At 38.7% G+C, this 18,808-nt stretch carries 19 protein-coding genes and 4 tRNA genes; 14 read left to right on the forward strand and 9 right to left on the reverse strand.

The window, feature by feature from the left end; genetic code table 11:
- Together fabA and E2H97_RS07990 are read right to left on the reverse strand one after the other, a co-directional pair.
- The gene (gene fabA, locus E2H97_RS07985) at window positions 1–516 is read right to left on the reverse strand and encodes a bifunctional 3-hydroxydecanoyl-ACP dehydratase/trans-2-decenoyl-ACP isomerase (protein ID WP_133406658.1); all 516 of its coding nucleotides are present in this window, start codon (window positions 514–516) and stop codon (window positions 1–3) included.
- 93 nt (window positions 517–609) lie between these two features.
- Window positions 610–2,334 carry a S16 family serine protease gene (locus E2H97_RS07990; protein WP_133406659.1) on the reverse strand — a complete coding sequence of 575 codons (1,725 nt, stop codon included), beginning with the start codon at window positions 2,332–2,334 and terminating at the stop codon, window positions 610–612.
- Window positions 2,335–2,500: 166 nt separating this feature from the next.
- Between E2H97_RS07990 and E2H97_RS07995 the strand changes: the two genes are divergently transcribed.
- Window positions 2,501–2,590 (forward strand) — tRNA-Ser (locus E2H97_RS07995).
- Between the two features lie 55 nt (window positions 2,591–2,645).
- On the opposite strand, the gene E2H97_RS08000 is transcribed toward E2H97_RS07995, so the two are convergent.
- The 3 genes from E2H97_RS08000 to E2H97_RS08010 all read right to left on the reverse strand — a co-directional run bounded on the left by E2H97_RS08000 (window position 2,646) and on the right by E2H97_RS08010 (window position 5,181).
- Entirely contained in the window at window positions 2,646–3,485 is an 840-nt protein-coding gene (locus E2H97_RS08000) for a hypothetical protein (RefSeq protein WP_133406660.1), read from the reverse strand.
- A 324-nt stretch (window positions 3,486–3,809) separates the two neighbouring features.
- Complete coding sequence (locus E2H97_RS08005) at window positions 3,810–4,343, reverse strand: GNAT family N-acetyltransferase (protein WP_133406661.1); 534 nt, start codon at window positions 4,341–4,343, stop codon at window positions 3,810–3,812.
- Entirely contained in the window at window positions 4,327–5,181 is an 855-nt protein-coding gene (locus tag E2H97_RS08010) for a PfkB family carbohydrate kinase (RefSeq protein ID WP_133406662.1), read from the reverse strand. Before E2H97_RS08010 ends, E2H97_RS08005 begins: the two co-directional genes overlap by 17 nt.
- Before the next feature lie 224 nt (window positions 5,182–5,405).
- Here E2H97_RS08010 and uvrY point away from each other — a divergent pair, with 224 nt between their 5' ends.
- The 6 genes from uvrY to E2H97_RS08040 all read left to right on the forward strand — a co-directional run bounded on the left by uvrY (window position 5,406) and on the right by E2H97_RS08040 (window position 9,014).
- Entirely contained in the window at window positions 5,406–6,050 is a 645-nt protein-coding gene (uvrY, locus tag E2H97_RS08015) for a UvrY/SirA/GacA family response regulator transcription factor (protein ID WP_133406663.1), read from the forward strand.
- 12 nt (window positions 6,051–6,062) lie between these two features.
- Window positions 6,063–7,898 (forward strand): excinuclease ABC subunit UvrC, encoded by a 1,836-nt coding sequence (gene uvrC / locus E2H97_RS08020; RefSeq protein ID WP_133406664.1) that lies wholly within the window; start codon window positions 6,063–6,065, stop codon window positions 7,896–7,898.
- A gap of 139 nt (window positions 7,899–8,037) precedes the next feature.
- Entirely contained in the window at window positions 8,038–8,595 is a 558-nt protein-coding gene (pgsA, locus tag E2H97_RS08025) for a CDP-diacylglycerol--glycerol-3-phosphate 3-phosphatidyltransferase (protein ID WP_133406665.1), read from the forward strand.
- Between the two features lie 133 nt (window positions 8,596–8,728).
- Window positions 8,729–8,804, forward strand: a tRNA-Gly gene (locus E2H97_RS08030).
- Window positions 8,805–8,819: 15 nt separating this feature from the next.
- Window positions 8,820–8,893, forward strand: a tRNA-Cys gene (locus tag E2H97_RS08035).
- Between the two features lie 34 nt (window positions 8,894–8,927).
- Window positions 8,928–9,014: transfer RNA gene (locus E2H97_RS08040), tRNA-Leu, on the forward strand.
- Here the strand turns inward: E2H97_RS08040 and E2H97_RS08045 are convergent.
- Both E2H97_RS08045 and E2H97_RS08050 read right to left on the reverse strand, forming a co-directional pair.
- The gene (locus E2H97_RS08045) at window positions 8,993–10,159 is read right to left on the reverse strand and encodes a DUF2608 domain-containing protein (protein ID WP_133406666.1); all 1,167 of its coding nucleotides are present in this window, start codon (window positions 10,157–10,159) and stop codon (window positions 8,993–8,995) included. The two genes, E2H97_RS08040 and E2H97_RS08045, sit on opposite strands and share 22 nt — an antisense overlap.
- 164 nt (window positions 10,160–10,323) lie before the next feature.
- The gene (locus E2H97_RS08050; protein ID WP_133408595.1) at window positions 10,324–11,154 is read right to left on the reverse strand and encodes a CvfB family protein; all 831 of its coding nucleotides are present in this window, start codon (window positions 11,152–11,154) and stop codon (window positions 10,324–10,326) included.
- A gap of 246 nt (window positions 11,155–11,400) precedes the next feature.
- Between E2H97_RS08050 and speA the strand changes: the two genes are divergently transcribed.
- The 4 genes from speA to pdxH are packed head-to-tail and all read left to right on the forward strand — an operon-like array spanning window position 11,401 to window position 15,843.
- Window positions 11,401–13,314, forward strand: a complete 1,914-nt coding sequence (speA, locus tag E2H97_RS08055) for a biosynthetic arginine decarboxylase (protein ID WP_133406667.1) — start codon at window positions 11,401–11,403, stop codon at window positions 13,312–13,314.
- Between the two features lie 4 nt (window positions 13,315–13,318).
- Window positions 13,319–14,245, forward strand: a complete 927-nt coding sequence (locus E2H97_RS08060) for an adenosylmethionine decarboxylase (RefSeq protein ID WP_133406668.1) — start codon at window positions 13,319–13,321, stop codon at window positions 14,243–14,245.
- Window positions 14,246–14,263: 18 nt separating this feature from the next.
- The gene (speB, locus tag E2H97_RS08065; protein ID WP_133406669.1) at window positions 14,264–15,196 is read left to right on the forward strand and encodes an agmatinase; all 933 of its coding nucleotides are present in this window, start codon (window positions 14,264–14,266) and stop codon (window positions 15,194–15,196) included.
- Window positions 15,197–15,207: 11 nt separating this feature from the next.
- Window positions 15,208–15,843: a pyridoxamine 5'-phosphate oxidase gene (gene pdxH, locus E2H97_RS08070; RefSeq protein ID WP_133408596.1), complete on the forward strand. Its 636-nt coding sequence runs from the start codon at window positions 15,208–15,210 to the stop codon at window positions 15,841–15,843.
- 29 nt (window positions 15,844–15,872) lie between these two features.
- Here the strand turns inward: pdxH and E2H97_RS08075 are convergent, their stop codons facing one another.
- Window positions 15,873–16,538, reverse strand: a complete 666-nt coding sequence (locus E2H97_RS08075) for a M15 family metallopeptidase (RefSeq protein ID WP_133406670.1) — start codon at window positions 16,536–16,538, stop codon at window positions 15,873–15,875.
- A gap of 54 nt (window positions 16,539–16,592) precedes the next feature.
- On the opposite strand from E2H97_RS08075, the gene E2H97_RS08080 reads away from it, so the two are divergent.
- From E2H97_RS08080 to E2H97_RS08090, 3 genes are all read left to right on the forward strand, one after another.
- A complete protein-coding gene (locus E2H97_RS08080) occupies window positions 16,593–17,045 on the forward strand; it encodes a YaiI/YqxD family protein (protein ID WP_133406671.1) in 453 nt (150 codons plus the stop codon).
- 83 nt (window positions 17,046–17,128) lie between these two features.
- A complete protein-coding gene (locus tag E2H97_RS08085; RefSeq protein ID WP_133406672.1) occupies window positions 17,129–17,605 on the forward strand; it encodes a hypothetical protein in 477 nt (158 codons plus the stop codon).
- A gap of 122 nt (window positions 17,606–17,727) precedes the next feature.
- Window positions 17,728–18,168 (forward strand): CopD family protein, encoded by a 441-nt coding sequence (locus tag E2H97_RS08090; RefSeq protein ID WP_133406673.1) that lies wholly within the window; start codon window positions 17,728–17,730, stop codon window positions 18,166–18,168.
- A gap of 69 nt (window positions 18,169–18,237) precedes the next feature.
- Here the strand turns inward: E2H97_RS08090 and efp are convergent, their stop codons facing one another.
- Window positions 18,238–18,798 (reverse strand): elongation factor P, encoded by a 561-nt coding sequence (efp, locus tag E2H97_RS08095; RefSeq protein ID WP_121839791.1) that lies wholly within the window; start codon window positions 18,796–18,798, stop codon window positions 18,238–18,240.
- Window positions 18,799–18,808: the final 10 nt, after the last annotated feature.

Raw genomic sequence — 18,808 nt, forward strand, 5'->3', positions numbered from 1 at the left:
TTAGAAAGTTGATGTATCTTGGAAAATACCCACTTTTAAGTCCGTTGCAGTATAAATTTCACGACCATCGACTTCTAATGTAGCGTCTGCAATACCCATAACCAGTTTACGGTTAATTTTACGCTTTATGTTAAGCTTGTAGGTTACTTTCTTAGCTTCAGGAAGTACTTGGCCTGTAAATTTAACTTCACCAACACCAAGAGCACGCCCTTTGCCTTCTGCACCTTCGTAACCCAAAAAGAAGCCAACAAGTTGCCACATGGCGTCTAGTCCTAAGCAGCCTGGCATTACAGGATCAGTAACAAAGTGACAATCAAAGAACCAAAGATCTGGATTGATATCCAATTCTGCCACGATTTCTCCTTTGCCAAATTCACCGCCATCACTGTTGATTTTGGTGATTCGATCAATCATAAGCATATTTTTTACAGGTAATCTTGGAGAGTTTGCTCCAAATAGATCACCATGGCCACAGGCTACTAATTCTTCTTTTGTGAAACTGCTTGGCTTAGTCATTGTTGTTACTATTTTTGCTGAATGTGCTGCAAGGTTAGCGAACACGTGTACGCTAAACAACTCCGATCAGCTGTGTTTAGACAAAATATTGCTCTAAATCAAACCAAGGCTACCCATGACCCTTTGGAGTAAGGTTCTTTCTTCCTCAAATTCACCAGCTAATTCATCCAATCTAACTTGTACTTTTCCGTAAAGAGTTTCAGAAGGAAAGCGATTGTTCTTATCGGCTTCACCTACAGGTGTTTGCATAAGTAGTTCAATCACTTCGTCAACATGGTTAACACTGTAGATATGAAAGCGCTTATCCGAAACTGCTTGAATGATTCTAGAAGGAAGGTTTAATTGTAAAACGTTTGAGCTAGGAATTATCACTCCTTGCTCACCGGTTAAACCTCGTCGCTCGCAAAGGTTGAAAAATCCACTGATTTTTTCATTCACTCCACCAATGGCTTGGACGTTACCAAATTGATCCAATGCACCCGTTACAGCAATGCTCTGATTTATGGGTTGCTCACTTACTGCCGATAGCAAGCAACAATATTCAGCTACAGAAGCACTATCACCATCAATTTCTTGGTATGACTGTTCGAAAACAATATTGGCATTAAGGTGAAGTGGAGCATCACGGCCAAATATACGATATAGACAAGAGGATAAGATCATCATCCCTTTTGCATGAATATTACCGCCTAGCTCAGATTTTCTTTCTATATCAGCGACTTCACCGTCACCGTAATGGGCGGTACATGTGATTCTTGCTGGCTCACCATAACTATAATCACCTGTATCAATAACAGTAAGGCCATTTACCTGACCTATCATCTCTCCTTTGGTCGGAAGGGTGATAAATTTGTCATCAAAATTTTGTGCGGAATAAACTTCAGATAGATTGTGACGCTCTTTTTTCAGCTCTATAGCCCTTTCTACACTTTCTTTATTGATTTCTGATTTTGCTTTAACTACAGATGATTGAGCTAACAAGTGTTTCATTTCTGTCATTGATAGCGATAAACGCTGTTGATGCTCAACTAAAGAAGAAGAGTAGCTGAGTAAAGCTTGATAACCACTTTTGGTTATTGGCTTAGAGCTTTGATTGAGTTGCTTTAACCATATTAGGTAGTCATGTTCTGAGTGTTTGGTGATGTCTATCTCATGGCTTAATTCGGCTAAAAGCGGGAATAATTTGAAAAAGCGATGATCGTTATTTTTTAAATAAGTGTAATAGCTCACTGAGCCTACGAGAACAATTTTAGTAGCTAAAGGTACCTGTTCTAGCGAGTCACTTACACGGTAAAAGCCATCGTTAATAATATCCAGTAACAGCTTCCAAAGACCTTCGCGTTCAAGAATTGACTCGATACAAAGATATACCGTGTGGTATTGAGCTAGCGCACCTGGTTGATAGTTGGCTGTGCCATTTTGAATTTTGGTGGAACCAATTAAATCTGAACGCTTGATAATGCCGCTTAGGTAGCAATGGCTTTTATTTTTATGTGCAATGACACCCACTTTCTCTTTTGCTGGAGCAGGATACCACTGCAGTTCTATTTCATTACTCTCAGTTTTGCTGGCAGCTAAGAACTTATCTTGTGGAATATTGATCGTCTGATGCAAGCCGTCAAATAGCATTTCACGTTCAACACCAATAAAGTCTGCAATAAACAAATGCTGGTTGTTTAATCTATTACTCATTTGAAAGGTAGATGTAAGCCTTTCTTGTCCTAACAATAAGTGTTGAGATAGGGCGTTGGGTAATTTATCAATATCGATGGGGAAGTTTGGAGCAAGTTGATTGGTTGTCAGTTTATTTGGCTTCATACTAATGTGCAGCTATCAAAAATTACAAAGATAGTAACATAAATTCATATTTTGAGAGACGAGTGTTTAATTTCTAGCAATTGTGATGCTTTAGTCACCACTTGAGTTGAAATTATCATTTTTAGGTTTACACAAGAGTTAGTTATCACTATTATTCACCGCGTTCGGAGGGGTGGCAGAGTGGTCGAATGCACCGGTCTTGAAAACCGGCAACGGTTTATCCCGTTCCAGGGTTCAAATCCCTGCTCCTCCGCCATCATTTGGAAAAGCCGCTCAATTGAGCGGCTTTTTGCTTTCTTAGAGAAGAATTTTCATTTCACACAGTTTGAAAAGTAATCTTGACATGCATCTGCATTATTTTCGACAACGAAGTTAAATGCATTTTTCTTTAAATAACATAAACCAGAGCATTCCTTCAGGTTAGGGTTATTTTGAAGTATTGTTTCATGCCGATCATTTTTTGTGTATTTAGCATTACTAAGTGCTGTAATATTAAGAAGTTTACTATTGTTTTGAATGTGAATTTGACCTACTCGTGAAAGGTTGTTTAAACCCTTTATCGTGTTCAGAGATGCATTATGATATAAGGTTAGCGCAGTAGTTACGCTCTTTAGTTTGTTAAGTTCTTTTATATTATCCAGATTGTCGTTTCTTATAATTGTAAGAGTACCTACTTGCTTAAGATTATCGAGTCCTTGAAAATCAACAAGGTTGTAATTATCTAACATCTCAAATTCGCCTGAAACATTAGTTAAATTTGAGAGTCCCGAAAAATTCACGATTCCAGAATTTCCCACCACATAAAAATCTTTGGTGATATGTTCAAGCGCTGCTAAGCCTTTAAAATTTTTTAGATCATACTGATTAAGAACATAAAGGGAGCCATCAATGGTTTTTAAATTAGGTAGGTTGGGCAAGTTATGTACATTTTGTTGAACAAAAATAGTGCCATTAAAAGTACTGCATTGTGAATATTTGATGGCAAATTCATCAGCATCATTTTGCGAGTTTAAATAATAGATGTTACCCGGATAAACACAGGTTGTTGTCCCATTTTTATTTGGAACTATATTCACGTCATTAACTAAAGACGCTTGCGTAACACTTGAAAAAATATAAGTAAGAAAAAACAATAATTTAATTGTTTTCATGCGATATCTCTATTTTTCAACCATGAAGCTAAGTATCTACTATGAAACTATATCAAGCTCAAAGATCTTTTTTTTATATATAATAAGACAAATTAAAGAACTTAGTTTGGATCAGAAAGATTGCTTTTAAGCCTTTTTAATCAAATTCCTTGGTCTTTCAATTGGTTGAGATCTTGTTTGATTTAAAGTTCAATTTTCCAGTTATATTACTTCCAGATAGAATTCTCTTACTTCAGCTACGTTTCGAAGGGTAGCTTTCAATTCATTGTTTCTCGAGCATTATTTAAAAGTGACTCAATGAGCTGCCTTATACTTATCGTAGTTTTAATTGTGGTAATACACGACTTCACCAGCAAAAAAATCATCAGAGTAGTGAATGGTTTTATCGTACTTCAAACCAAGCTTTTTCATTATTTTGATGGATGCATGATTTTCAACACTGGCAATAGCACTGAATCTATCAACTTTATTCTGTCTATTTAATGTTTCTTTTATTTGGTTTGCTGCTTCTGTCGCAATACCTTTCCCCCAGTAACATTGTTTCAATCGCCAACCGATCTCTAAATTTCTGTCTTCACGGGCATCTTCAAAGAATTCCATTGGGCGAATTAAAATCCAGCCACAATATTCGTCGCTTTCTTTTAAGGTTACTTTCCACATTCCCCAGCCATGCTCAGGTTCTGTGAATGCCTTAATTTTTGGTATTACAAAATGATCAATTTTTTCTCGGCTAGATATCACACCATTGGTTAAATGACGCATTACCTCTGGATCTTGATCGAGTTCCCATAATAAGTCGGCGTCCTTTTCACTCATTAATTCAAAACGTAATCTGATTGTGTCATCTATTTTTATCATTGTTTTTTAAATAATCCTTTAATTGTTGTCCAGGTATAGAGGTTTCACTGGCTACTGCACAAGCAGCCCAGTGTGCCGCTTCTTTCATTGAGTCTATGATTGATAAATTTGTGGTTAAACCATGAATTAAACCTGCGGCATAGGCATCGCCAGCGCCAGTGGCATCAATCACTTTGGTTTTGAACGCTGGCACCCTTTGTTCACCTTTTTCAAAATAAACAGTTGCGCCGTGTTCACCATTAGTGACTACAAAATATTTTAAACTGTCACCAGCAATCTGCTTGCCATATTCCCAGCAGGCCAAATGACTCCGCCCTAACATATCGGTTGCAGATGCGATAAGTACGTGACAAGGACGGCTACGTTCATCTTTACCTAATTGAGCGACTACTAAGCAGTGATTGAGTGCGCTTTTGCACCAACTGCTTGCGCCTTGAGCGGAGGTATTAATATAAAGTGCATCCCATTGCGGCCATTCAACAGGTAAGCGAAGTTCAAAAGTAGGGCGGTGAGGGCGGACTATGGTCCGTTCTCCATCAGGAGTAACCATCAAAATCAATTCGTTTGTTTGATGTTTGTGTCTGGATATGTAAGTACAGTCAATATCATGCTCTGAAGCTTGATTTATCAACCAGTCTCCTAAATGGTCTTTGCCGACTTCACTCATTAAGCTGACTTTATGGCCAGCATAAGCAAGGCTGATCCCAGTGTTTGAACCACCACCACCAAGTCGTTGCCCATGATCTTGATAAAGAAATCGACCACCTAGGTGAATAGGTTTGTCTAAATGTAACACACGGTCACAGTTTAAATTGGCAATGAGAAATATTTTAGCCATGGATGCTGTCAGTTAAGAATAAAGTCCTATAGATGGATAATGACATTTTTGATAGCGTTAGTTAAAGCTGTAAATTAGTATTTTTTCCATAAATTAGAAGTTGAGTTTTCAAGTGCCAATATATTAGCCAATTCTAGAGGGTTTCAGGCCAAATTTTACTTTGAATATATTAGCTTATACGCTAAATTGGAATCGCCCCATAATACTTAAAAAGGTGATAGACGTTGATAAGGGTATATTTGGTCGATGATCATGAAATTGTGCGCACGGGCATTCGTAGGATCTTAGAAGATGAGAAGTCTTTTAAGGTTGTTGGAGAGGCGCCAGATGGTGAAACAGCTGTTCAATGGGCAAGAAGTAATGAAGCCGATATTATCCTGATGGATATGAATATGCCGGGTATGGGGGGCTTAGAAGCCACCAAGAAAATTGCTCGCTATCAACCTCATGCACGTATTATTGTGCTAACGATTCAAACAGAAGATCCATTTCCTACCAAAGTTATGCAGGCAGGAGCTTCAGGTTACCTTACAAAGAACGCTTCACCACCTGAGATGATTAATGCTATTCGACAAGTTGCTCATGGTCAGCGTTATTTATCACCTGAAATTGCGCAAAAAATGGCGCTTAACCAAGTGACTAATCATGATGAAAACCCATTTTCATCGTTATCAGAACGTGAGCTACAAATCATGATGATGATCACAAATGGTGAAAAGGTTAATGATATTTCTGAAAGGCTGAATTTAAGCCCTAAGACGGTAAATAGCTACCGTTACCGTTTATTTTCTAAGCTGGATATTAATGGAGATGTTGAGCTTACACGTCTTGCGATTCGGTATAAAATGTTAGATACCACTCAGTTTTAATGGATTTATGCTTTGCCTACCAATGATACATTTGATTCAAAAAGTTTTCTTAAAACTGTGTCTAATCAAGCTGGCGTTTATCGTATGTACGATTCGTCGGCAACCGTTGTTTATGTCGGCAAAGCAAAAGATCTAAAGAAACGACTATCTTCCTATTTTCGTAAAAATTTATCTAATGTAAAAACTCAGGCTTTAGTTAATAGTATTGCTAATATTGATGTCACGGTGACCCATAGTGAAACTGATGCCCTGATTTTAGAAAATGATTATATTAAGCAATACATGCCTAAATACAATGTATTGCTTCGAGATGATAAATCTTATCCTTACATTTTTCTGAGTGGTCACAAACATCCAAGACTGGCATATCACAGAGGTGCAAGGCGTGAAAAAGGGCAGTATTTTGGTCCATACCCTAATGGTGGCGCAGTAAGAGAAAGCCTGCACCTTTTACAAAAAATCTTTCCAATTCGACAGTGCACCGATATTTATTACAAGGCTCGCTCTCGACCTTGCTTACAATATCAGCTTAAACGTTGTAATGCCCCATGTGTGGGTAAGGTCAGAGACGAAGACTATCAGCAGCAAGTAAAGCTTGTTGAGCTATTCCTAAAGGGAAAAGATCAGCAAGTGATGAAAGCGCTAGTAAATAATATGGAAAAGGCTGCAGAGGATTTTGAATACGAAAAAGCGGCTCAGTATAGAGACCAAATTGCAGCATTAAGCAAAGTCAGTGAGCAGCAAGAGGTGTCTAAGTCCAGTGGTAATATGGATGTCGTTGGTGTCAGCTATCAATCAGGCATTGCTTGCTTTCATATTTTATTTATTCGTGATGGCAAAATTTTTGGCAGTAGAAGCTATTATCCAAAAGTCCCTACTCATACCGAGCTTTCAGAAGTCTTAGCGTCATTTGTTGGTCAGTTTTACTTGAATTCTGATATTCAAAGAACGCTGCCATCAGAAATTTTGATCGAAGAAAAGTTTGATGGCTTAAATGAAATCGAACAAGCATTAGCAGAATCTTTAGGTAAAAAGGTTCTATTTAAATCTAATGTTCGAGGCGAGCGAGCCAGTTTTTTACGCTTAGCACAGACCAATGCTTCAAATTCGGTTATGACTCGTTTAGCTCATAAGAATACTGTCGAACAGCGTTTCGTATTACTGCAAGAAGTACTTGAACTGAGCAAACCCATCCAAAGAATGGAATGTTTTGATATCAGTCATACCATGGGTGAAAGCACAGTCGCATCTTGTGTTGTGTTTAATCGTGAAGGACCTCATAAAGCTGATTACCGTCGCTATAATATTTCAGGGATCACAGGTGGTGATGATTATGCGGCAATGAAACAAGCCATAGGTCGTCGTTTTGATAAAATCACTCATTCAGGCAAAGTACCTGACATTCTATTTATCGACGGTGGATTAGGGCAGTTACGTATTGCCCAAGAAGTGGTTGATGAAAAGTGTATTAACTTAGACGAACCTCCTATTCTTGTTGGAGTCGCAAAAGGCGAAGGAAGGAAACCCGGTTTAGAAACGCTAATTTTAGGTGAAACTGAAGTTGAATTTAATCTCAAATCAGATTCGCCAGCTTTACATTTAATTCAACACATTCGAGATGAATCGCATCGGTTTGCGATAACAGGTCATCGAAATAAGCGCCAAAAAACACGTAATACTTCAACCTTGGAAGAAATTCCAGGTATTGGTCCTAAACGACGTAAAGCTTTATTGCAATTCTTGGGAGGTTTACAAGAAGTGAAAAGTGCCAGTGTTACTCAACTCGCGAAAGTACCTGGAATTAGTTCAGAAATGGCGCAAACTATATATGATTCGTTGCGGGGGTAGTAAAAATCAGGCAAGATTAACCTTAGAAAAAGCAGTGAGATGCATAATTGAATCGCCATTGGCTCAGCCATGAACACTATTACGCAAGCCTTTTAACTGGGACTCTTAATGAGAACCCAAAATTTAAAGTGAAAAAAAGATGCCGTTTAATCTTCCTATAGCCTTGACCTTATTTCGTCTACTCTTGGTCCCAGTTTTTATTGTTATGTTTTATCTCCCATACTCTTGGGCTAATTTTGCTGCTGCATTTGCTTTTTGGTTAGCAGCGGTAACGGATTTTTTTGATGGCTATGCTGCGAGAAAATTAAAGCAATCGACTCGATTTGGTGCTTTTCTCGATCCAGTGGCCGATAAGCTCATGGTTGTTTTAGCTTTAGTGTTATTGGTTCAAGAATATTCTAGTGTATGGTTAACGGTTCCTGCGATTATCATGATTGGAAGAGAAATTGTTATTTCAGCACTAAGAGAATGGATGGCTGAGATTGGAAAGCGTGGCTCAGTTGCAGTTGGGTGGATAGGTAAATATAAAACTGCTGTGCAGATGGTTGCCATCATAGGGCTTATTTGGCAGCAAAGTAACTTTATGGTGTCTTTAGCCTATGTGCTTCTTTATATTGCTGCAATTCTCACTTTATGGTCGATGTTTGTTTATATTGGTGCCGCATGGAAGGATTTAACCGCAGAAGAAAACCAATAAATCAGTAAATAGAATACAAAATGTTCAAACGGTTGGCATTTGGATAAACAGTTGTTGACACATTCAAGCAAATCCGTAGAATGCCAATCCGAAGTCAAGGGGAGCTACCGCTAACCAAGACTAATTAAGAAATGCGACATTAGCTCAGTTGGTAGAGCGATACCTTGCCAAGGTATAGGTCATCGGTTCGAACCCGATATGTCGCTCCAAAATTCTTAATTATCGGCGCGATGGCAGAATGGCTATGCTGCGGATTGCAAATCCGTCGATCTCGGTTCGACTCCGGGTCGCGCCTCCACAATTTAACTGGCATTGTCAGTTGCACTCAAGATGCCCGAGTGGTGGAATCGGTAGACACAAGGGATTTAAAATCCCTCGCTGGTAACAGCGTGCCAGTTCAAGTCTGGCCTCGGGTACCATTTTCTAAAATGCTAATTCGTTCAGAAATAGTATTCAAATATTGAAAATGACTCACTGTTTCCCAAAGATATTCAATTGAATCCATAAATTCTTGCCTGTCTCCATAAAAATCTTTATCGACAAAGAATTTTATCCTATGAGGAATAGCAGAAACGTACTGTAGTGTTAGTGCTCTCTCTTTAAAGCTTTCTTTTACACTTTTTAAGTTGTGACTTTGATCGTCAACAAAAACGATTTGATCACAGCTTGGGCAGATTTCTTGGATAGCCTCTTTAAGTTGTATTCCTTTATCTGGGATTTCTGGAGTGGGTATCTGATCATTTGGTGCTATGACTTTATGGAACACTCTGTAATCTAGCTTTGCATCATGGAGTGATACAAGCTTTTGCGGTATGCATCCGATATACGAATGTGTGATTAATATGAAAAAGCAATGCTTAAAGATATTGGATATCTCCAAAAATGTATTGCCTAAATTAGCTTCCACTGGTGTAGATACTGATTCACCATCTACTGTGCTTGTAAACACCAATACTTCATCAAGATCAAAAGCAAAACAGGTCGGTTTGTTGGTATCAAACCTTAACCGTGAAGGTGTTATGACCTCATGTAAAGACAGAATTGAATAATCAGTGTATGTGAGTAAGTTCTGTGCCAGAGAGAATGGAAGCCTATTTGTGAGTAATATTTCGCTAATATCTTCTTGTTGGTAAGCTTGATCTTCTGGTGGCAATTCGTCTTCACTATTAAGGTGATCTACTGTCCATTGTACAATTCCTTTTCTTACTTCATGTGTGCAAGGTCCTAAAAAAAATTCAGCATGAGATGTAGTAAGTTGAGTTAGCTTAAAACCTTGGGGTTCATAGGCTAAAAACGCAGAAAATAGGCCTGTGAAAGGTAAAATATCCAACTTCCCTTTGAGAAAATTGATCACAAAATAACACTGGGTCTCATGTACTGAATAATATGTACTGTTCCTTTTTATCCACATTAATTGAATTATGGTTTGAGGTGTCGGTGTGAAGTGTTGGTGTCGCCAAAGACTCGTAGTTGTTTCATCTGGCTTGGCAGATAGTTGATATTCTGCTCCGTCATTTTGAAATTCAAATCGAAAAGGTTGTTGTGGTGTTGTAGGTATACTCAATTCAGAAATTACTGGTTAGTTTCATACGACAAGGATATTAAAAGCTATCGTAATCAATTGATAATTAATTTAGCTTAATGCTGATAAGAAAATGAAATTTTGCTGAGAATTAGAGAAAGGAAGATCAGTATAGATCTCCCTTGCTTAGAAGAGTTTTAACGATATTAGAGTAAATGAATGCCATCACTTTCAATAGTGATCAGTTTTTGTTTGAACAAACCACCAAGGCTCTTTTTAAAGACCTTTTTACTGACACCAAAATGGTCATAGATCACAGCAGCATCTGTTTTGTCATTGAAGGGTAGAAAGCCATCAGCTTGTTTTAATTTGAAAAGTAATGTCGTTGAGAACTTATCCATCTCTTGTTTATTGCCTTGTTGCAGCACAAGATCAATTTTGCCATCTCGGCGGATTTGCTTAATAAAGCCCTTAACTTTTTGACCGATTTTTAGCGATTGGAAAACATCGCTGTTATGCAACAATCCCCAATGTTGGTTATTGATAATCGCTTTATAACCTAAATCGGTTCTACCACCAACGATCAATTTTACTTCTTCACCGTTTTTATAATGAGCTGGTGTCTTATCTAAATAACGATCGATTTTAGTGCTAGCAACAATGCGCTCGTCAGCATGGTTAATGTGGACGTAGACCAAATAAGATCGACCTTCTTCGACCTGATGTTTTTGCTCTGCAAATGGTAGTAATAGGTCTTTATCAAGTCCCCAGTCTAAAAATGCACCTACACGGCTGGTGGCAATGGCTTTTAAGTAGGCAAACTCACCCACTGAAGCCCTAGGTCGTTGTGTGGTTGCAATAAGCATATCCTTTGAATCAAGGTACAAAAACACCTTAACTTTATCACCAACTTCACAATCATTTGGTTGATATTTTTTCGGTAAAAGAACTTGTCCAAAATCTTGAGCGTCGAGGTATACACCAAAATCAACGATTTTAACGATTTCTAGGGTGGAATGTTTTCCTAGCTGTGCCATGTAATACTCTGAATCTAACTTTAAATTAACTGGGATTATACCTCGAATTGGGTGGTTGTTGCTTGGAGTTTTTAGCTTTGATAAATCGCTGATATTATGGCGATGATTATAATGTTTAGTCATTTAAACATTGAGGTGTTAAATCTTGCTTGCATTAGCCTAATAAGCAGGGTTTAATTGCGCGATTTTAAATGATTTTATACCGATAATTGAATGATTATCTAGACTTTGCTAGGCATTGAAAAAATGAAGAATTGGTCGATTGATAGTGCTCGTGATAGTTACAACGTAGCGTATTGGAGTCAAGGTTTTTACGGTGTGTCAGATGAGGGAGAAGTGACTGTTTCTCCTGATCCAACACGACCAGAACATACGATTGGCTTAAATCAATTAGCAAAAGATATGGTTAAAGCAGGGGTTTCTTTACCTTTGTTAGTTCGTTTTCCGCAAATTCTGCATCATCGTGTTCACAGTTTGTGTAATGCGTTTAACCAAGCGATCCAAAAGTATGAATATGAAAATGATTACTTGCTTGTTTATCCAATTAAAGTAAATCAGCAGAAAACAGTTGTAGAAGAAATCTTGGCTAGCCAACAGCAAAAAGAAGTACCGCAGCTTGGGTTAGAGGCGGGAAGTAAGCCTGAATTGATGGCTGTATTGGCTATGGCTCAAAAAGCCAGTTCTGTGATTGTATGTAATGGCTACAAAGATAACGAATACATTCGTTTAGCGTTAATTGGCGAAAAGCTAGGACATAAGGTTTATATCGTTCTTGAAAAAATGTCTGAGCTTAAAATGGTGCTTGAGGAAGCTGAACGCCTTGGTGTCACGCCTCGTTTAGGTATTCGCGCACGTTTAGCTTTCCAAGGTAAAGGTAAGTGGGAAGCCAGTGGTGGTGAAAAATCTAAATTTGGGTTATCTGCTGCTCAAGTGTTGCGTGTTGTCGATGAGCTAAAACAAGCCAATTGTTTAGAATCATTGCAGCTTTTACATTTTCATTTAGGCTCTCAAATTGCCAACATTCGAGATATTCGCCAAGGTGTCAGTGAGGCGGCTCGTTTTTATTGTGAATTGAGATTACTCGGTGCTTCAATTGATTGTTTTGATGTTGGTGGTGGTTTAGCCGTTGATTACGATGGTACTCGTAGCCAAAGCAATAACTCAATGAACTATGGGTTGACAGAATACGCCAACAATATCGTACATGTGCTTACGGATATCTGCCGTGAATATCAACAGCCGATGCCACGGATAATTTCCGAATCTGGACGTCATTTAACGGCTCACCACGCTGTCTTATTAACCGATGTAATAGGTACTGAAGCGTATCAGGCTGAAGAGATAGAACCTCCCGCAGATGATGCGCCTCAACTGCTGCATAATATGTGGCTATCATGGAATGAAATCAGCGGTCGTACCAATAGCCGAGCGTTAATCGAAATTTATAACGATACTCAAAGTGACTTAGCAGAAGCGCATACGTTATTTGCTTTAGGTCAGCTTAGTCTTGCAGATCGCGCTTGGGCTGAACAGGCTAACTTGCGTGTTTGTCATGAAATCAAGGGCTTGTTAGACAGTAAGTATCGCTATCATCGTCCAATTATTGATGAGTTAAATGAAAAGTTAGCTGATAAGTTTTTTGTAAACTTCTCATTATTCCAATCATTGCCAGACGCTTGGGGCATCGACCAAGTGTTCCCTGTATTACCGTTATCAGGGTTAGATAAACCTGCACAGCGTCGTGCAGTAATGTTGGATATCACTTGTGACTCAGATGGTATTGTTGATCAATATGTAGATGGTCAAGGAGTTGAAACGACGTTGCCTGTGCCAGCATGGTCGGCTGATAGCCCATATTTGATTGGTTTCTTCTTAGTTGGGGCTTATCAGGAAATTTTAGGTGACATGCACAATTTGTTTGGCGATAGCCATTCTGCGGTTGTCAAAATGGACGATGAAGGCAAACCTTTGATCGAGTCTGTATTAACAGGTGATACAGTTGCTGATGTTCTTGCTTATGTAAATCTTGATGCGCTTGGATTTATGCAAACCTATGAAGATTTGGTGAACAAGCACATTGATGAACATGAAAGGGAAAGCATTCTTGAAGAGCTACAAGTAGGTCTTGAAGGATATACATACCTTGAGGACTTTAGGTAGCGTAATGTTTTTTGAAGGCTCAGAAAAAAAGGTTGAGGTTGTTATGACCTCAAATTCCGACTCGCTCAGAAGCTTTGATAAAGGTTTTTGGGAGAAGTTGGTGAGCCTTTCAAATGCTGAAATTCTCTCAAGTATACATAATGAACAGTGTGACGCTTACATATTAAGTGAGTCTAGCCTGTTTGTTTGGCATGACCGCTTTCTGATGTTGACCTGTGGTAACTCAACTTTAGTCAATTCAATTATTGGCTTTCTTGATGCGGTTAACCTTGATGATATTCAATCGGTTAAATATCAGCGTCATAAAGAATATCATGCTCATTTACAGGTCTCTCGTTTTACTGATGATGCTGAAAAGTTAAAAACAGTGCTTAATGGGAAGGCTTACCGAGTCGGTCATTTAGATTCGCATCATCATTATGTATTTCATTATCAAAAATCAAACGAGATCAAAGTCTCAGCGGTGACAGAGTTACTTATGTATCATCTTTCGGGTGAAGTCGCTAACTATTTGCGAAGCCCTAATCAAACCAAAGAGGCAATTAATCGTCTATTAAAGTTAGATGCTTGGTTCTCTGATTTTATGATAGGTGAGCATTTATTCAAACCTTTCGGTTACTCAGTAAATGGAATCGCAGGGGATAAGTATTTTACTTTTCATATTACCCCGCAAGAATCTGGTTCGTATTTGAGTTTCGAAACAAATATCAACTTAGCTGAGCAGCAACCTCGGCTTTTAATCGGTTTATTAGATATTTTTAAGCCGGGTTGCTGGGATGTGATACAAACCAATGCTAATGAAATTGTATCAAGTTTTGAAGATACCTTATGCATTGGTCAATGTGATTTACAGATAGGTCAGGGCAATAATATTATTTTTAAACAATACCAACAGCCTTGGCATCAGCAGTTAACAGCTGTTGAACTATGAACAACTTTTGGAGTGTGTATGACCACTTTAGCAGATAAACCCGACTATTCTCTTTATTCCAATGCTTTCGGTTATTTGCGTCAGCCGTTAAATTTTAAACCCATTGAAAGCGATGCCGATCTTGTTGTCTTAGGTCTACCTTTTGATATGGCTGTAACAGGTCGTTCGGGTGGAAGAATGGGACCTGGAGCGATACGTAGCGCTTCAACAAATTTAGCTTGGGAAGCAAAACGCTGGCCGTGGAATTTTAATTTAAGTAAACATATCTCTATCGTTGATGCGGGTGATTTAGTTTATGACTGTGGCGATGCGGCTGACTTTACTCAACGTGTTGAAGATTTTGCGACTCAAATTGTTAACTCTGGTAAAGGCTTATTGAGCTTTGGTGGTGATCATTTTGTCACTCTGCCATTGTTACGAGCACATTTTAAAAAGCACGGGAAAATGGCATTGATCCATTTTGATGCTCATACCGATACGTATAGTGAAGGCAGTAAGTATGACCACGGCACTATGTTCTATCACGCGCCTAACGAAGGTATTATTGACCCTGAACATTCTGTTCAGATTGGTATTCGTACTGAATACAGTAAGAAAAACCACAAATTTAAAGTCATTGATGCTGCAACAGCAAATGACTTAACTGCCACAGATATCGTTGCTCAAATTAAAGAAAGAGTAGGTGATCTACCTGTCTACCTGACATTTGATATTGATTGTTTAGATCCTGCGTTTGCTCCAGGTACAGGCACACCCGTTTGTGGTGGGTTAACCAGTGACAAAGCTTTAAAAATTGTTCGTGGTTTAGAAGGCTTAGATATTGTGGGTATGGATGTCGTTGAAGTCGCTCCAGCTTATGACTCAGCAGAAATAACAGCACTCGCTGGTGCAACATTAGGCTTGGATATGATCCATGTATGGGCGCAGGGTCAAGGCTTAATTAAGGAGTAAGCTCAATGTCTATGGATTTAAGTGATTTAAGAAGGGAATATACCAAAGGCGGTTTACGTAGAGCTGATTTGCCTGAGCAACCGATGGCGTTATTTGAAACTTGGATGCAACAAGCCAAAGAGTCAGGTATTACCGACCCAACGGCTATGGTTGTCGCAACCGTTGATGAAAACGGCCAGCCTTTCCAGCGTATCGTGCTCCTTAAACGCTTTGATGAGCAGGGCTTTGTGTTTTTTACAAACCTAGAAAGCCGTAAAGCTCAGCATATAAAGGAAAATACAAAAGTTAGCTTGTTATTTCCTTGGCATCCGTTGGAGCGTCAAGTTGCAATCACTGGAAATGCAGAACTACTTTCAACGGCAGAAGTAATGAAGTACTTTTTAACACGCCCGAAAGACAGCCAAATTGCAGCATGGGTTTCAGCGCAGTCAAGTAAGTTATCAGCTCGCCAAGCGTTAGAAATAAAGTTTAACGAGATGAAAGCAAAGTTTTCAAAAGGTGAAGTGCCTTTACCTAAATTTTGGGGTGGATATCGAATCAAGCCTGAAAGTATTGAATTTTGGCAAGGTGGTGAAAAACGCCTGCATGACCGATTCTTGTACTCAAAAGTAGAGAGTAAGTGGGAAATTGATCGCTTAGCGCCTTAAATAGTAAAAGCACTGAATTTTTTGGTGCTTTACTTAACCGGAAAATCCCAATAAGTATTCGGAAAAGGCTCATTACTCAAATTAAAATGCCACCACTCGTTTTTATTGGGCATGAACCCTTGCTCAATCATCATATGCCTTAACAAGGCTCGATTAGCTTTTTGTTGCATGCTAATACCTTGATAAAAAGGTTTTGAACGCTCGCCAAAATAATCGAAATGTCCTCCCATATCTAACTCTTGTTTTGTGTGTAGATCAATAATTGTAAGATCTACAGTACTGCCTCTAGTATGCCCTGATTTAGTGGCGATAAAATCAAGTTTGAACAAGTCTGCTTTATTGAGGTTGGGATAATAGTGTTTTTTTATTTCTGGATGGTCGGGTGTTTTTTGCCAGCGAACAAAGTTATCGACGGCTCGCTGCGGGCGGTAGGCGTCATAGACTTTTAGTCCTAAATCAAAAGGTTTTAATTGTTTTTGAACTTTAGCCAGTTGGTTAAGTGCGCTGGTGGATAAAATACAAACGGGTTTAATATAACCATCTACTGGTTTACCTGTAAAGTTGTTGTTTGAAATATAATGGAGATCGACGGTGAGGTTTGGTATTACATCAGTACAGTACGAAAAACCAGCGGGTAATTTGGCAAATACGGTAACGGGCAGAAAAAGTAATATCGTGAGTAGAAACGTTTTCATTGCTCGATTAACATAGACTGAATTTATGACTACTTTAGCGTATTTTTATAATAAATGACAAAACCAACCATTTGGATTGATGCAGATGCCTGTCCTGTTCCGGTAAAAGAAATGATTTACCGAGCAGCAGATAAACGACAAGTCAAAGCTATTTTTGTAGCAAATCAATTATTGCGTGTACCACCTTCTCCTTTTTTTCAAAGCATTCGAGTGTCATCTGGGTTTGATGAAGCTGATAACTATATCGTAGAGCAATTGGTTAAAGGAGATTTAGTGATCACTGCTGATATTCCGTTGGCAGCTGATGCCATTAAGAAAGGTGGTTTGGTTATCACTCCAAGAGGTCTGGTTTATAGCACAGGGAATATAGGACAAGCCCTATCAATGCGCAATTTTATGGACGAACTTCGTGGTTCTGGAGTTCAGACCGGGGGGCCTGCAGGTTTCAATCAAGCAGATAAGCATAAATTTGCTCAAGAGTTTGACCGTTGGTTAGCAAAACTTTAGTTCAGGATTCTTGATTTTTTATTAACAAATAGACAACATAGGGCCTAATAATTATTGTAACATAGGTATGGCAGGAGGCCATCATGAGAATAAGTTTATTAATCATGCTGTTATTGTTAGGTGGCTGCGCCACTTACCATGAGCCTATGCCAGAAAATTATGCAGGTAAAATAGCTGTTATTAAAAGCAGTGTTGGAAACAAGAAATCTACTTCAGCCGATCTATTTTATCTATCAGAAATCGACGGCCAAAAGGTGTATAGCTCGAAGCAAGCTACTGCAGAAAATGACAATGGCTTCTTTTTGAATGTTAAGCATATTGATATTAACGTGCCTGATAAAATGACGACTTTTACCTTGGTTGGAGAAAGGGTTAACGGTGCGTTGATCCAGTCGATTTTCACTAAAAATTACTATGTGAGTGGCAAAATTACATTTATTCCTGATCCTCAAGAGGTTTATGTCGTAAAAGGCGAGCTTGGGGATATTTCAAAGGTTTGGCTTGAAGCTCAATCAACTGGGAAGCCTGTAATGGGGGAAGTCTTCATAAATAATGACTAAAAAACACTCATGCGTTTACTTTGCTCTCCTAAAAATTGACTTTTGTCATTAAGACTTGAAAAAAGTCAATTACTCTTTTTCCTACTCGTTATATCTTAAGAAAAAAGTTAGCGGAAACCAGTATGGGCACATTGTTACTATTACATTTTATCGGTGCGACAATTTGGGTCGGAGGTCACCTCATTCTTTCAATTGCCGTTCTCCCAAATGCTTTAAAACACAAAGATGTTGATGCAATTAGAAACTTTGAAAATAAATTTGAGAAAATCGGGATTCCAGCTTTGCTATTGCAGATAGGAACGGGCATGTATATGGCTTATAGTTACCTACCTGATTTTTCGCTTTGGTTTGATTTTTCAAATCCAGTTTCAAAAGTGATTAGCTATAAAATCATCTTATTGGCGGCAACATTTCTACTCGCCATTGACGCTAGACTGCGCATTATCCCTAAACTCTCAAAAGACAATTTAAGCAGTTTAGCCTTGCATATCATTCCAGTGACTCTGATTTCATTACTGTTTGTTTTTGTAGGGTTAGCGTTCAGAACAGGTTGGCTTTATTAATGGAATAGCTTGAGGTTCAGATAATAAAAAAACCCGCTATATTAGCGGGTTTCTTGAATGCATTTAATATTAAACGCGCTTTTTAAACTCATCAGTACGTGAGTCAATTTCAATCATGTCGCCGGTTTTAACAAACTCAGCTACTGTGATAACGCCGCCACCAGTAATGGTTGCAGGCTTCATTACCTTACCAGAAGTATCGCCACGTGCAGCTGGTTCAGTATAGATAACTTCACGAACAATCGTGTTTGGAAGTTCAACTGCGATTGCTTTACCTTCGTAGAAGGTTACTTGGCAAACTTCTTCCATGCCGTCAACGATGTATTTTGCTGCATCGCCTAGGTTTTCTGCTTCTACGTCGTACTGGTTGAATTCTTCATCCATGAATACATACATAGGATCAGCAAAATAAGAATATGTACAATCTAGGCGATCAAGAATGATGTCTTCAATTTTATCTTCAGCTTTTACCGCAGTTTCAGTTGAAGTACCTTGAAGTAGGCTTTTTAATTTCATTTTTACGACTGCAGCACTACGACCTGATTTGTGGTAGTCAGTTTTTAGAACTACCATTGGGTTGCCGTCAAGCATGATCACGTTGCCAGTACGAATTTCCTGAGCAGTTTTCATTATTTCTGTT

Source organism: Parashewanella tropica, assembly GCF_004358445.1.
GTDB lineage: Bacteria > Pseudomonadota > Gammaproteobacteria > Enterobacterales > Shewanellaceae > Parashewanella > Parashewanella tropica.